This is a genomic window from Calidifontimicrobium sp. SYSU G02091, assembly GCF_022631395.1.
GTDB lineage: Bacteria > Pseudomonadota > Gammaproteobacteria > Burkholderiales > Burkholderiaceae_C > Calidifontimicrobium > Calidifontimicrobium sediminis.
The window spans coordinates 1-12,755 of sequence record NZ_JALBGB010000008.1; the positions used below are offsets into that span (position 1 = coordinate 1).

Below are 12,755 nucleotides of genomic sequence, written 5' to 3' on the forward strand. Positions count from 1 at the left end.
CGCGCAGCAGCGCCGCGTGACGTTCGTTCCTCTGGCTTTGAGGCCAACTCGACGGGCGTCTGCGGCGATCAATTGCCTCTCAGCCTCTGAGGCCGCGCGACGGTACCCACGGAGACGACAGCGATGAACACGATGGTCGACCTGCCCGACTGGATCCGCCGCCCGGCGCGCACGCCGTCGCCGGCGCGCGGGCGCGTCGCGCTCGTCGGCGCCGGCCCCGGCGACCCCGAGCTGCTGACGCTGCGCGCGGTGCGGCTGCTGCGCGACGCCGACGCCGTCGTCTACGACGCGCTCGTCGCGCCCGAGGTGCTCGACTTCGTCGCGCCGCACGCCGAGCGCCTGTACGCCGGCAAGCGCAGCAGCCAGCACAGCATGCCGCAGCGCGACATCAATGCGCTGCTCGTGCGGCTGGCGCGCGAGGGCAAGCGCGTCGTGCGGCTCAAGGGCGGCGACCCGTTCATCTTCGGCCGCGGCGGCGAGGAGATCGAGACGCTGGCTGCCGAGGGCATCGAGTTCGAGGTCGTGCCCGGCGTCACCGCGGCGTGCGGCGTGTCGAGCTATGCCGGCATCCCGCTGACGCACCGCGACCACGCGCAGTCGTGCCTGTTCGTCACCGGCCACCTGAAGGAAGGCAGCGCCGACCTCGACTGGCCGGCGCTGGTGCGCGAGCGCCAGACGGTCGTGATCTACATGGGCCTGTCGGCGCTGCCGTCGATCTGCGCGCAGCTCGTCGGCCACGGCCAGCGCGCCGACATGCCCGCGGCCGTCGTGCAGCAAGGCACGCTGCCCGAGCAGCGCGTCGTCACCGGGACGCTGGCCGACCTGCCGCGCAAGGTCGCCGCCGCTGGGCTGCGCTCGCCGTGCCTGACGATCGTCGGCGAGGTCGTGCGCCTGCACGGGCGGCTGGCGTGGTTCGACCCGGTCGGCGCGACCCTGCCGGCCGCGGCGTTCGGCGCGTAGCGGCCGACCCGGCCGGCACTGGCGGTGCGGCCGGCGCGCGGGGTGTGCAAGGCGGCGCTCAGCCGGGGCCGCAGCGCCGGGGTCGCTAGAAGGCCTCCTTCTCGGCCTCGAGGTAGGCGAGGCTGGTGTACTTGCCGATGTTCGACTCGAAGCCCTGCGTGACCGCGGCGTACTTCTTGACCCGCGGGTCGGCGAGCACGAGTGCCTTGGCCTGCTCGAGCGCGACGCCGTCCTTGACCGCCTGCTCGCAGGGCCGGTAGATGCCTTCGAACAGCTCGCGGTTCTCGCGCAGCAGGTTCGGCCCGGCGTCGCCGTGGCCGGGCACCCAGACCTGGCTCTTCGTGTTCTTCTCGAGCGCGTCGAAGTACCGGAACGTGCCGAGGTAGCTGCCGTCGTCCATGTTCGCGATGCGGCGGTGCATCGCGACGTCGCCGACATAGGTCACGCCATCCTCGACGACTTCGACCGACAGGTCGCACGGCGTGTGCGCGACGCCGTAGTGGTGCAGCCGCAGCGTCGTGTCGCCGAAGCGCAGCTCCTGCCCGTGCGCCACCGGGCGGTTCGGCACGACGACCTGCGTGCCCAGCGTCGCGCCGTGGGTCCAGCGCTCGAGCAGCGAGCGCCACAGGTTGCCCTGCACGCCGGCGATCTCGTCGATGCACGCCGGCAGCGCGTAGATCGGCAGCGACTCGCCGAACGCGTCGCGGAACGCGTGGTTGCCGAGCCAGTGGTCGCCGTGGTAGTGCGAGTTGACGACCGCGATCACCGGCTTGTCGGTCACCGTCTTGATGCGCCGGATCGCCATCTGGCCGATCTGCAGCGAGCTGCCGCTGTCGAGCACGACGACGCCGTCGCGCGTGACGACGAACACGACGTTGGACATCATTCCCTGGTTCTCGGGCGTCGGGAAGCCGTCGGGCGTCCACACCATCCACACGCGCTCGCTGATGCGGCGCAGCGGGTAGTCCTTGACCGGCGAGCCTTCGAAGAAGTCCTTGAAGCCGTCGGCCGCGCGCGCGAGCGTGGCCAGCGGCGCACCGGGCAGCCACTCGGCGGCCGCAGTGGCGCCGACGGCCGCGGCGCCGAGCAGCCAGCGGCGGCGCGACAGGGGGGTGAACGGGCTCATGCCGGGCTCCTCGCGCAATGCTGCATGCGCATGCAGCCATATTGTCGGCGCTTGGCTTGCGCCCCGTTGCTGGCCGCTGCGCGCCCGGCGTGGCGGCGATCGGCCTGCCGTCGTCGCTGATGTCGCGGCCCGGCGCGCGGCCTGCGGTGCGAAGACGGGCGGGCCCGTCCTCGCGCGGGGCGCTCGCTATCATGGCCGGTTCGCTGTCTCGCGCGCATGGCCACCTCCGCCCTCCCGCCGCCGTCGTCGCTGATCCGCGTGCGCGGCGCGCGCACGCACAACCTGAAGAACGTCGACCTCGACATCCCGAAGCACGCGCTCGTCGTGATCACCGGGCTGTCGGGCTCGGGCAAGTCCAGCCTCGCGTTCGACACGCTGTACGCCGAGGGGCAGCGGCGCTACGTCGAGAGCCTGAGCGCCTACGCGCGGCAGTTCCTGCAGCTGATGGACAAGCCCGACGTCGACGTCATCGAGGGACTGGCGCCGGCGATCGCGATCGAGCAGAAGGCCACCAGCCACAACCCGCGCTCGACGGTGGGCACCGTCACCGAGATCCACGACTACCTGCGCCTGCTGTACGCGCGCGCCGGCACGCCGTACTGCCCCGACCACGACCTGCCGCTCGCCGCGCAAAGCGTCGCGCAGATGGTCGATGCGGTGCTCGCGCTGCCCGAGGGCACGCGGCTCGTGGTGCTCGCGCCCGTCGTGCGCGAGCGCAAGGGCGAGTTCGCCGAGCTGTTCGCCGACTGGCAGTCGCGCGGCTACGTGCGCTTTCGCGTCGACGGCAGCGTCGTCGAGGCCGACGCGCTGCCGGCGCTGAAGAAGGGCGAGAAGCACGACATCGACGTCGTCGTCGACCGCGTGCGCACGCGCGCCGGCGACGCCGCGCTGCGCCAGCGGCTGGCCGAGAGCTTCGAGGCCGCGCTGGCGCTGGCCGACGGGCGCGCGCTCGCGCTCGACCTCGACCGCGGCGACGAACACGTGTTCAGCCGACGCTTCGGCTGCCCGCGGTGCAGCTACGCGCTGCCCGAGCTCGAGCCGCGGCTGTTCAGCTTCAACTCGCCGGTGGGCGCGTGCCCGCAGTGCGACGGGCTGGGCAGCGTCACCGTGTTCGACCCCGAGCGCGTCGTCGCCTTCCCCAGCCTGTCGCTGGCCAGCGGCGCCGTCAAGGGCTGGGACCGGCGCAACGCCTACACGCACGCGCTGCTCGAGAGCGTCGCGAAGCACTACGGCTTCGACATCGAGACGCCGTTCGAGCAGCTCGCGCCCGCACACCGCCAGGTGGTGCTCTACGGCTCGGGCGACACCGACATCGAGTTCACCTACCGCGCCGAGGGGGCGGGCGGGCGCGTGCGCACCGTCAAGCGCCGCCATCCGTTCGAAGGGATCATCCCGAACTTCGAGCGGCGCTTTCGCGAGACCGATTCGCCCACCGTGCGCGAGGATCTCGCGCGCTACCAGGCCGCCCGGCCGTGCCCGGCGTGTGCCGGCACGCGGCTGCGGCGCGAGGCGCGTCACGTGTTCCTGCGCGGTGCCGACGGCGAGCGCAAGCCGATCTACGAGGTCGAGCGCGCGACGCTCGCCGACGCGCTCGCGTACTTCGACGCGCTGCGGCTGCACGGCGCGCAGGCCGGCATCGCGGCGCCGGTGCTGCGCGAGATCCGCGCGCGGCTGAAGTTCCTCGTCGACGTCGGGCTCGATTACCTCCACCTCGAGCGCAGCGCCGACACGCTGTCGGGCGGCGAGGCGCAGCGCATCCGGCTCGCGAGCCAGATCGGCTCGGGGCTGACGGGCGTGATGTACGTGCTCGACGAACCGAGCATCGGGCTGCACCAGCGCGACAATGAGCGCCTGATCGCGACGCTGCGCCACCTGCGCGACCTCGGCAACTCGGTGCTCGTCGTCGAGCACGACGAGGACATGATCCGCGCCGCCGACCACGTGATCGACATGGGCCCGGGTGCCGGCGTGCACGGCGGGCGTGTCGTCGCGCAGGGCACGCCGGCCGAGGTGGCGGCGAACCCCGACTCGCTGACCGGGCGCTACCTCGCGCACACCGCGCACATCGCGGTGCCGCGGCGGCGCGCGACGCTCGCGGCGCAGACCGACCCGCGCGTGCTGCGCATCGTCGGCGCGCGCGGCCACAACCTGAAGGGCGTCACCGTCGAGATCCCGGTCGGGCTGTTCACCTGCGTGACCGGCGTGTCGGGCTCGGGCAAGTCGACGCTGGTCAACGACACGCTGTACGCCGCGGTGGCGAGGAAGCTCTACCAGAGCCACCTCGAGCCGGCGCCGCACGACGAGATCGAGGGCCTCGACGCGTTCGACAAGGTCATCGACGTCGACCAGAGCCCGATCGGGCGCACGCCGCGCAGCAACCCGGCCACCTACACGGGCGTGTTCACGCCGATCCGCGAGCTGTTCGCCGAGGTGCCCACCGCGCGCGAGCGCGGCTACGGACCCGGGCGCTTCAGCTTCAACGTCCCGGCGTCGGCCGGCGGCGGCCGCTGCGAGGCCTGCCAGGGTGACGGCGTGACCAAGGTCGAGATGCACTTCCTGCCCGACGTCTACGTGCCGTGCGACACCTGCGGCGGCGCGCGCTACAACCGCGAGACGCTCGAGATCGTCTACAAGGGGCGCAACATCCGCGACGTGCTCGCGATGACGGTCGAGGAGGCGCACGACTTCTTCGCCGCGGTGCCGGCGATCGAGCGCAAGCTGCGCACGCTGCTCGACGTGGGCCTGGGCTACGTGCAGCTCGGGCAGAGCGCGACGACGCTGTCGGGCGGCGAGGCGCAGCGCGTCAAGCTCGCGCTCGAGCTGTCGAAGCGCGACACCGGCCGCACGCTGTACATCCTCGACGAGCCGACGACGGGGTTGCACTTCGCCGACATCGAGCTGCTGCTGAAGGTGCTGCACCAGCTGCGCGATGCCGGCAACACGATCGTCGTCATCGAGCACAACCTCGACGTCATCAAGACCGCCGACTGGATCGTCGACATGGGCCCCGAGGGCGGTGCCGGCGGCGGGCGGGTGGTGGCGGTCGGCACGCCGGAGGACGTGGCCGCCTGCGCGGCGAGCCACACCGGGCGCTTCCTCGCCGCGAAGCTGGCGGCCGCGTAGCCGCCCCCGCCGCGCACGCGGCCGCGCCACATCGGGTAAGGTGCGGCGCCTCGCCCACCGCGGCGACGGCCGGAGGGACCGCGCATGCCACTCGTCGTCGACTACTACCTCGCCCCGAACTCGCCGTGGTGCTACCTCGGCCACCAGCGCTTCTGGGACCTCGCGCGCGCCGCCGGCGCGGCCGTCCGCGTGATGCCGGTGGACCTGGGCGGGCGCGTGTTCCCGTCCAGTGGCGGGCTGCCGCTGGCCAAGCGCGCGCCGCAGCGCCAGGCGTACCGCCTGCTCGAGCTGAAGCGCTTCAGCCGCTGGCTGAACCTGCCGCTGGTGCCCGAGCCGCGCTACTTCCCGGTCTCGGGCGACGACGCGGCGCGGCTGATCATCGCCGTCGACCTGAAGGACGGCACCGACGCCGCGATGCGTTTCACCGGTGCCGTGCTGCGCGCCGTGTGGGCCGAGGAGCGCCACATCGCCGACGAGGCCGTGCTCGGCGAACTGCTGCGCGAGCAGGGGCTGAGCCTCGCGCGGCTCGACGACGCGCACACGCAGCGCGTGCACCAGCAGTACGACGCCTACACGCAGCGCGCGATCGACGCCGGCGTGTTCGGTGCGCCGAGCTACGTCGTCGACGGCGAGATCTTCTGGGGCCAGGACCGGCTCGACTTCGTCGAGCGCCGCTTGCGTGGCGACGCACGCCCTGATTGATCCATTCCCGGAGCCCGCGATGCCCGAATCGATCACGCTGCAGGCCGCCGACGGCCACCGCTTCGCTGCCTGGGTCGCCGCGCCTGACGGCGCGCCGCGCGGCGGGCTGGTCGTCGTGCAGGAGATCTTCGGCCTGAACGGCCACATCCGCCGCGTCGCCGAGGGCTACGCGGCCGACGGCTATCTCGCCGTGGCGCCGGCGCTGTTCGACCGCGTCGAGCGCGGCGTCGAGCTCGTCTACGACGACGCCGCCATCCAGCGCGGGCGCGCGCTGAAGGAGGCCTGCGGCAACGAGCGGCCGCTGCTCGACCTCGCCGCCGCAGTCGCGCACGCCGCGCGCGCCGGCCGCGTCGGCATGGTCGGCTACTGCTGGGGCGGGCTGCTGACCTGGCTTGCCGCGGCCCGGCTCGACGGCCTCGCCGCCGCGGTGCCGTACTACGGCGGCGGCATCCCCGAGCACGCTGCGCTCGCACCGCGCTGCCCGGTGCTCGCGCACTTCGGCGCGCGCGACACGCACATTCCGCTGTCCGGCGTCGAGGCGTTGCGCCGGCAGCGGCCCGAGGTCGAGGTGCACGTCTACGACGCGCTGCACGGCTTCAACTGCGACGAGCGTGCAAGCTTCGACGCCGAGGCGGCGCGGCTCGCGCGCGAGCGCACGCTCGCGTTCCTGCGCCGCCACATTGGCTGAGGCAGCGATGCACGCCCGACGTGGCAGCCGCGTCGTCGCCGCGCTCGCGCTCGCCGCGGCGGCCGCAGCCAGCCTCGCCGCGCCGTACGACGGTCCGCTGTTCGACGCGCACCTTCACTACAACGACGACGCGCGCGAGCCGCATCCGCTGCCCGACGTGCTCGGCCGCATGCAGCGCAGCGGCGTGCGCGCCGTCGTCGCCAACAGCCGGCCCAACGACGGCACGAAGTCGCTCGCCGCGGCCACCGACGCGACGCGCGCGGCCAGCGTCACCGTCGTGCCGTTCGTGCGCCTGTACCGCGACCGTACCGACTACGCGTCGTGGTTCCGCGACCCGGCGATCGCGCGCATGGTCGACGCCGAGCTCGCCACCGGCACCGCCGCCGGCCCGTACCGCGGCCTCGGCGAGTTCCACCTCTACGACAGCGCCAACGCCGACGGCCCGGTCGCGCGCGAACTGATGCAGCTCGCGCAGGCGCGCGGCCTCGTCGTGCTCGCGCACTGCGACGACGTCGCCGTCGAGAAGCTGTTCGCGCATGCGCCGAACGCGCGGCTGATCTGGGCCCACACCGGGATCGGCGGCGTGCCCGTCGAGCGCGTGCGCGAGCTGCTGCAACGCCACCCGACGCTGATGGGCGAGCTGTCGTACCGCCCGGGGCTCGTCGTCGACGGGCGCCTCGCGCCCGCGTGGCGCGCGCTGATGCTCGAGTTCCCCGAGCGCTTCCTCGTCGGCTCCGACACCTGGGTCAACGCGCGCTGGCAGTACTACGAGGCGCTGATGGGCGAGGCGCGCCGCTGGCTCGGCGAGCTGCCACCGGAGGTCGCGCGACGCATCGGCTGGGGCAACGGCGCGCGGCTGTTCGGCCTGCCGGAATGAAAAAAGCCGGTGCGGGGCACCGGCTTCGTCGCTCGCGGCCGCCGCGGCGGCCACGGCCCACCGTCACTTCAGGTGGGCGTTGATCATCTTCGTCATCTCGAACATCGACGCCTGCGCCTTCTTGAAGATCTCCTTGAGCTTCTCGTCGGCGTTGATCATGCGCTTGTTGACCGCGTCCTGCAGCTTGTTCTTCTTGATGTAGTCCCACACGCGCTTGGTCACCTCGGTGCGCGGGTACGGGCCCTTGCCGATGATCGCGGCCAGTGCGTCGCTCGGCGTCATCGCCTTCATGAACGCGGCATTCGGCGTGCGCTTCTTGGCCGGGGCCTTCTTCGCGGCCGCCTTCTTGGCTGGGGCCTTCTTCGCGGCGACCTTCTTGGCCGGGGCCTTCTTCGCAGCCGCCTTCTTCGCCGGCGCCTTCTTGGCGGCCGCCTTCTTGGCCGGCGCTTTCTTCGCCGGGGCTTTCTTCGCAGTTGCCATTTGGATCTTCTCCATCATGTGGTTGCTGATGTGCCGGGAGTGGGCGAGGACCGCATGAGCCCTCGTTTCTCGCATCTGCCCTGCGGCGCGAATGGTAATGCTGCCGTCATGTGTTGAGAAGGCGTTTTCCCTCTGAAAACACACGTTCTGCCGCTGGGCCACGCCGTCTGTCGCGGCGAGGCGTCACTCGGCCGCGGCGCACGCTGCGGCGGTGCGCGCCGGGCGACTGCTATGCTGGGTCCATGCTGCTGCTGCTTCGATGGTTCCTGCTCGCGTGCGCGCTGCTGCTCGTCGCGTCGCTGTACCCCGGTGTGCAGGTCACGGGCTACGCGTCGGCGCTGTGGGCCGCCCTCGTGCTCGGCCTGCTGAACACGCTGGTGCGTCCGGTGCTGGTGCTGCTGACGCTGCCGATCACGCTCGTCACGCTCGGGCTGTTCCTGTTCGTCGTCAACGCACTGATGTTCTGGGCCGCCGCGGCGCTGCTCGACAACTTCAACGTCGCCGGGTTCGGCGCGGCGCTGATTGGCTCGGTGATCTACAGCCTGTGCGCGCTCGTCATCGACGCCGCGCTCGAGCAGCTGTTCGGTCGCCGGCGCTGATCGGCCGGCTCGACCGCTTCCGTGGAGCGGGCCGGGGCTTGGAGCCGCGGCGCTCGTCCTGGGCCTCGCAGAGCTCGGCCCCTTCGCGCCGTCCAAGCCCGCGCAGGCCGAGCCCGGCGGCTCCACGCCCGCCTGCGCGGGCGTGGACCGGGCGAGGGCCCGCTGCGTCCCTGCAGCGGGCCGGGGCTTGGAGCCGCGGCGCTTGCCCCTGGGCCTCGCAGAGCTCGGCCCCTTCGCGCCGTCCAAGCCCGCGCAGGCGGGCTTGGAGCCGCGGCGCTCAGCCCCCTCGCTGCTGCTCGGCTTGGCGGGTGCGCAGCTCGGCCTGCAGTTCGCGCAGCCGTGCGTCGATCACCGACAGCTCGATGAAGTCGGCGGTGCCGCCTTCGCGCGCGAGCCGCTGGCCGGCGCGCAGGCGGTCGATCGCGCCGGGCAGATCGCCGAGCGCGGCCTGCACCTCGGCCTCGGCGCGCACCGCGCGCAGCGGCTGGCCGAGCAGTGCCGCGCCCTGCGCCAGGAGCGACCACGCGGCGGCGTCGTCGCGCCGCTCGGCGACCCAGGTCTGCAGTGCCTCGACGCTCGCGCGCAGCGTGGCCGGCGGCGCGCCGGCGCGATGCGCAGCCAGTGCCGCGTGCGCGCGCTGCAGCAGCACCGGCCGCGACGGTGCGCCGTCGCGGTCGAGCAGCGCGACGGCGCCGGCGGCATCGCCGCGGGCGACGCGCACCTCGGCGTCGAGCAGGTCGAGCGCGCGCGCCGCGCGCACGTCGTGCGCGTCGAGCCGAGGGCTCGCGCGCAGCAGCGCACGCGCGTCGGCGAGCGCGCGCTCGGCGGCGGCCGGCTCGTTCAGGCGCAGCGACGCGAGCGCCTGCCCGTAGTGCACCGCGAGCCGCTCGGGCACGCCGGCGTCGGCGGGCGCCACCTGCGCCTGCACTCGGCGCAGCGCCTGCACGCCGGTGTCCATCAGCACGCGCGCGCGCGCCTGCATCAGCGGGTGCTCGAACACGTTCGGTGGCGGCGCGCGCCGTGCGGCAGCGGCCTCGAGCCGCGAGCGCGCCTCGCCGATGCGCTCGACCGTCAGCGGGTGCGTGCGCAGGTACGGGAAGCTGTTGTCGTCGACGAGGCGCGACGCCTGCGCGAGGCGCTCGAACATGAAGGCCATGCCCTGCGGCTCGTAGCCGGCGTCGATGAAAACGCCCCAGCCGATGCGGTCGGCCTCGCGCTCCATGTCGCGCGAGTAGTTCAGCTGCTGCTGCACCATCGCCGCCTGCCCGCCGACGACGGCCGCCTGCGCCGCGTCGGCGCTGCCGGCGCGGCTGGCGGCGATCAGCCCGAGCAGGATCGCCGTCATGCCGACGACGCTCATGCGCTGCGAGCTCGCGATGCGCCGCGCGATGTGGCGCTGCGTCACGTGCGCGAGCTCGTGCGCGAGCACCGACGCCAGTTCGTCGCGCTGCGCCGTCATCGCGATCAGCCCGAGGTGCACGCCGACGTGGCCGCCGGGCAGCGCGAACGCGTTGACGGCGCGGTCGCTGACGAGGAAGACCTGCCACGCAAACGCGGCGTCGATGTCGGCGCCGATGTCGCCGCGCGTGCGCGCCGCGGCCACCAGCGGCGCCCACAGCGACTGCAGGTAGTCGAGCAGCAGCGGGTCGTCGAGGTACGCCGCGTCGCGCCGCACCTCGCGCATGATCTGTTCGCCCAGCCGGCGCTCGGTGCTGACGGGAAAGTCGTCGGCGACGGCGTCGCCGAGCGCGGGCAGCCGCACCTGCGCCGGCGCGGCCGCAGGCCAGCCGGACGCGACGAGCGCGGCAGCGACGAGGTGGACGAGGGACTTTTTCAACGGTGGACGGCGAGGTGGCGCATGCGCTTGGAGCGCGCGCCGCGGTGCCGATTCAGTGCGCAGGGCCGACAATCATCGCACCGCCACGTTGCCCGCAAGTTTCCATGACTTCACCGCTGACGCACTTCGACGCCCACGGCCAGGCGCACATGGTCGACGTCGCCGCGAAGGACGCGACGCACCGCGTCGCGCGCGCGACCGGCACGATCCGCATGCAGCCGGCGACCTTCGAGCTCGTGAAGAGCGGCAGCGCGAAGAAGGGCGACGTGATCGGCGTCGCGCGCATCGCGGCGATCCAGGGCGCCAAGCGCACCGCCGACCTGATCCCGCTGTGCCACCCGCTGGCGCTGACCAAGGTCGCCGTCGAGTTCGAGCTCGACGAGGCGCAGCACGCGGTGCACTGCACCGCGCAGGTCGAGACGCTCGGGCGCACCGGCGTCGAGATGGAGGCGCTCACGGCGGTGCAGGTCGGCCTGCTGACCGTCTACGACATGTGCAAGGCCGTCGATCGCGGCATGGTCATCGACGGCGTGCGCCTGCTCGAGAAGCGCGGCGGCAAGTCGGGGCACTGGGTCGCGGCCGGCTGAGCCGCGGCGCTTCAGCGCTCGAAGTCGCGCCACGTCAGCGGCCGCGTCGGTGCCGCGCACGGGAACGGCGGCACCGGCGTTCCCGCCGGCACCGTGTCGCAGTCCTTGAAGAAGGCCTGTGCGTCGGGGCGGCGGAACTCGCGCAGACGCGCGGCGACGTAGCGCGCGCGCTCGCTGTCGCCGGCCTCGTCGAGCGCGCGCGCCCACGCGCCGAGCAGCCGTGCGTCGAGCAGGTGGTACGCGGCGCGCCCGAACGCCGGCAGCGCCTGCGACGGCCGCTGTGCCGTCGTCGCCGCGGCGTAGTCGGCGTGGTGACCGAACAGCGGGCTGGCCTGGCCGCTGGCGATGCGCTGCGCGAGCGGTGCCGCGCCGGCCGACACCGTGAAGATGCGCGCCACGCGCAGGTAGTCGGCGGTGGCCGCCAGCGCCGCGAGCGCCATCGCGAGCCCGGCGACGACGAGGCCCAGGCGCCGTGGCGCTGCGCCGTCGGACCCGCCCGGCGCCGGTGCGAGGCAGGCCCCCCACGCCCACGCCGCCGGCAGCAGGAAGTGGGCGTACCACAGCGGATACTCGAGCAGGCTGTGCGTGCCGACGAGCACGATCAGCGCGACGAAGGCGCGCCGCCAGACGCCGTCGCGCCCGGTGCGCGCGGCGCGCCACGCGCGCGCGAGCGCAATCGCGAGCAGCGCCGTCAGCGCGACGGTGGCCGGCACACCGAACTCGACGGCGAACTGCAGCGGCAGGTTGTGCGTGTGGTCGAAGTAGGCGACCGGCCGCTGCGGGAACGGCGTCAGCGTCCACGCGAAGTTGAAGCGCTCGAAGCCGACCCCGGTCCACGGCTGCGCGGCGATCAGCGCCAGCGTGTCCGACCAGATCGCGAAGCGCGAGCTCGACGGGTCGGCCTGCGCGGCGCGCGTCGCGGTGCCGAACGTGCCCCAGCCCTGCTGCGCGGCGAGCGCCGCCGCGGCCCACGCCAGCGCGTACAGCAGCGGCGCCGTCCACAGCAGTGCACGTGCACGCCGGCCCAGCCGCCGGTCGACGAGACCCCACAGCGCGAGCAGCCCGACGCCGAGCAGCCCGGTGCGCGAGCCGGTGAGCTGCGTCGCGACGACGAGCACCGCCCACACCAGCGCGGCCAGCGCGACGGTGCGCGCGTCGCGCGCGCGGTCGACGAAGGGCACCAGCGCGATCGCGGCCCACAGCAGCAGCGTCGCGAGGTGGTTCGGCTGGCGCAGGTTGCCGACCGCGCGGCCGGGCAGCGTCGAACGCGCGATCCAGTCGCCGTCGGCCCAGCCCGGCGCGAACACCTGCACCAGCGCGACGAGCGCGTTCAGCGCGCCGGCGACGACGAGGCCGAGCGCGAACGCGCGCGCCGCCGGCACCCGCGCCGCGCCGCCCGCCGCGGCGACGAGCACCACCGTCGCCGCGGCGAGCACGCCCAGCGGCGCGAGCACGAGGCTGGCCGCCAGCGGGCCCGCGAGCCAGCCGGCGAGCGCGAAAGCGCCGACCGCGGCGAGCACCGCCCACAGCGGCCACGTCGCGCGCAGTGCCGCGGCGACGTCGGTGCGCACGCGCCACGCCGCCGCGGCGACGAACAGCCCCCACAGGCCGAACGCCGTGGCCTGGTTGAAGAAGGTCGACGACGGCGGCAGGTTGAACGCGATCAGCACCGGCACCGCGACGGCGGCGACGCCGGTCACCGCGAGCAGGCGCTCGGCGCGGGCGGTGGCCGCCGGCGGTGCGGGCGTCATGCGAGCGTCATGCGGGCGGGCGCGA

The 12,755-nt window shown here is 73.7% G+C and carries 11 protein-coding genes; 7 read left to right on the forward strand and 4 right to left on the reverse strand.

Annotated elements, in window-relative coordinates:
- The first annotated feature begins 123 nt into the window (after nucleotides 1–123).
- Nucleotides 124–960: a uroporphyrinogen-III C-methyltransferase gene (gene cobA / locus MOJ79_RS07150; RefSeq protein WP_241923518.1), complete on the forward strand. Its 837-nt coding sequence runs from the start codon at nucleotides 124–126 to the stop codon at nucleotides 958–960.
- Between the two features lie 85 nt (nucleotides 961–1,045).
- Here cobA and MOJ79_RS07155 read toward each other — a convergent pair whose 3' ends face one another.
- The gene (locus MOJ79_RS07155) at nucleotides 1,046–2,086 is read right to left on the reverse strand and encodes an MBL fold metallo-hydrolase (protein WP_241923519.1); all 1,041 of its coding nucleotides are present in this window, start codon (nucleotides 2,084–2,086) and stop codon (nucleotides 1,046–1,048) included.
- Nucleotides 2,087–2,302: 216 nt separating this feature from the next.
- Here MOJ79_RS07155 and uvrA point away from each other — a divergent pair, with 216 nt between their 5' ends.
- The 4 genes from uvrA (at nucleotide 2,303) to MOJ79_RS07175 (ending at nucleotide 7,476) form a co-directional block, all read left to right on the forward strand.
- Entirely contained in the window at nucleotides 2,303–5,209 is a 2,907-nt protein-coding gene (uvrA, locus tag MOJ79_RS07160) for an excinuclease ABC subunit UvrA (RefSeq protein WP_241923520.1), read from the forward strand.
- Between the two features lie 84 nt (nucleotides 5,210–5,293).
- Nucleotides 5,294–5,911 carry a 2-hydroxychromene-2-carboxylate isomerase gene (locus MOJ79_RS07165; RefSeq protein WP_241923521.1) on the forward strand — a complete coding sequence of 206 codons (618 nt, stop codon included), beginning with the start codon at nucleotides 5,294–5,296 and terminating at the stop codon, nucleotides 5,909–5,911.
- Between the two features lie 19 nt (nucleotides 5,912–5,930).
- Complete coding sequence (locus tag MOJ79_RS07170) at nucleotides 5,931–6,599, forward strand: dienelactone hydrolase family protein (RefSeq protein ID WP_241923522.1); 669 nt, start codon at nucleotides 5,931–5,933, stop codon at nucleotides 6,597–6,599.
- 7 nt (nucleotides 6,600–6,606) lie between these two features.
- Nucleotides 6,607–7,476: an amidohydrolase family protein gene (locus tag MOJ79_RS07175; protein ID WP_241923523.1), complete on the forward strand. Its 870-nt coding sequence runs from the start codon at nucleotides 6,607–6,609 to the stop codon at nucleotides 7,474–7,476.
- Between the two features lie 63 nt (nucleotides 7,477–7,539).
- Here the strand turns inward: MOJ79_RS07175 and MOJ79_RS07180 are convergent, their stop codons facing one another.
- Nucleotides 7,540–7,956 carry an SWIB/MDM2 domain-containing protein gene (locus MOJ79_RS07180; protein WP_241923524.1) on the reverse strand — a complete coding sequence of 139 codons (417 nt, stop codon included), beginning with the start codon at nucleotides 7,954–7,956 and terminating at the stop codon, nucleotides 7,540–7,542.
- 242 nt (nucleotides 7,957–8,198) lie between these two features.
- On the opposite strand from MOJ79_RS07180, the gene MOJ79_RS07185 reads away from it, so the two are divergent.
- Complete coding sequence (locus MOJ79_RS07185) at nucleotides 8,199–8,555, forward strand: phage holin family protein (RefSeq protein WP_241923525.1); 357 nt, start codon at nucleotides 8,199–8,201, stop codon at nucleotides 8,553–8,555.
- Nucleotides 8,556–8,832: 277 nt separating this feature from the next.
- On the opposite strand, the gene MOJ79_RS07190 is transcribed toward MOJ79_RS07185, so the two are convergent.
- Complete coding sequence (locus MOJ79_RS07190; protein ID WP_241923526.1) at nucleotides 8,833–10,392, reverse strand: M48 family metalloprotease; 1,560 nt, start codon at nucleotides 10,390–10,392, stop codon at nucleotides 8,833–8,835.
- 104 nt (nucleotides 10,393–10,496) lie between these two features.
- Between MOJ79_RS07190 and moaC the strand changes: the two genes are divergently transcribed.
- Nucleotides 10,497–10,979: a cyclic pyranopterin monophosphate synthase MoaC gene (gene moaC, locus MOJ79_RS07195; protein WP_119289883.1), complete on the forward strand. Its 483-nt coding sequence runs from the start codon at nucleotides 10,497–10,499 to the stop codon at nucleotides 10,977–10,979.
- An 11-nt stretch (nucleotides 10,980–10,990) separates the two neighbouring features.
- Here moaC and MOJ79_RS07200 read toward each other — a convergent pair whose 3' ends face one another.
- Nucleotides 10,991–12,730: a PglL family O-oligosaccharyltransferase gene (locus MOJ79_RS07200; protein WP_241923527.1), complete on the reverse strand. Its 1,740-nt coding sequence runs from the start codon at nucleotides 12,728–12,730 to the stop codon at nucleotides 10,991–10,993.
- Between the last annotated feature and the right edge of the window lie 25 nt (nucleotides 12,731–12,755).

What these genes read in the sequence shown, in the direction of transcription:
- uvrA (WP_241923520.1), top strand. Translation starts at nt 2,303, where the DNA reads ATGGCCACCTCCGCCCTCCCGCCGCCGTCGTCGCTGATCCGCGTGCGC.
- MOJ79_RS07170 (WP_241923522.1), top strand. Translation starts at nt 5,931, where the DNA reads ATGCCCGAATCGATCACGCTGCAGGCCGCCGACGGCCACCGCTTCGCT.
- moaC (WP_119289883.1), top strand. Translation starts at nt 10,497, where the DNA reads ATGACTTCACCGCTGACGCACTTCGACGCCCACGGCCAGGCGCACATG.
- MOJ79_RS07200 (WP_241923527.1), bottom strand. Translation starts at nt 12,730, where the DNA reads ATGACGCCCGCACCGCCGGCGGCCACCGCCCGCGCCGAGCGCCTGCTC.
- MOJ79_RS07185 (WP_241923525.1), top strand. Translation starts at nt 8,199, where the DNA reads ATGCTGCTGCTGCTTCGATGGTTCCTGCTCGCGTGCGCGCTGCTGCTC.
- cobA (WP_241923518.1), top strand. Translation starts at nt 124, where the DNA reads ATGAACACGATGGTCGACCTGCCCGACTGGATCCGCCGCCCGGCGCGC.
- MOJ79_RS07165 (WP_241923521.1), top strand. Translation starts at nt 5,294, where the DNA reads ATGCCACTCGTCGTCGACTACTACCTCGCCCCGAACTCGCCGTGGTGC.
- MOJ79_RS07180 (WP_241923524.1), bottom strand. Translation starts at nt 7,956, where the DNA reads ATGGCAACTGCGAAGAAAGCCCCGGCGAAGAAAGCGCCGGCCAAGAAG.
- MOJ79_RS07155 (WP_241923519.1), bottom strand. Translation starts at nt 2,086, where the DNA reads ATGAGCCCGTTCACCCCCCTGTCGCGCCGCCGCTGGCTGCTCGGCGCC.
- MOJ79_RS07175 (WP_241923523.1), top strand. Translation starts at nt 6,607, where the DNA reads ATGCACGCCCGACGTGGCAGCCGCGTCGTCGCCGCGCTCGCGCTCGCC.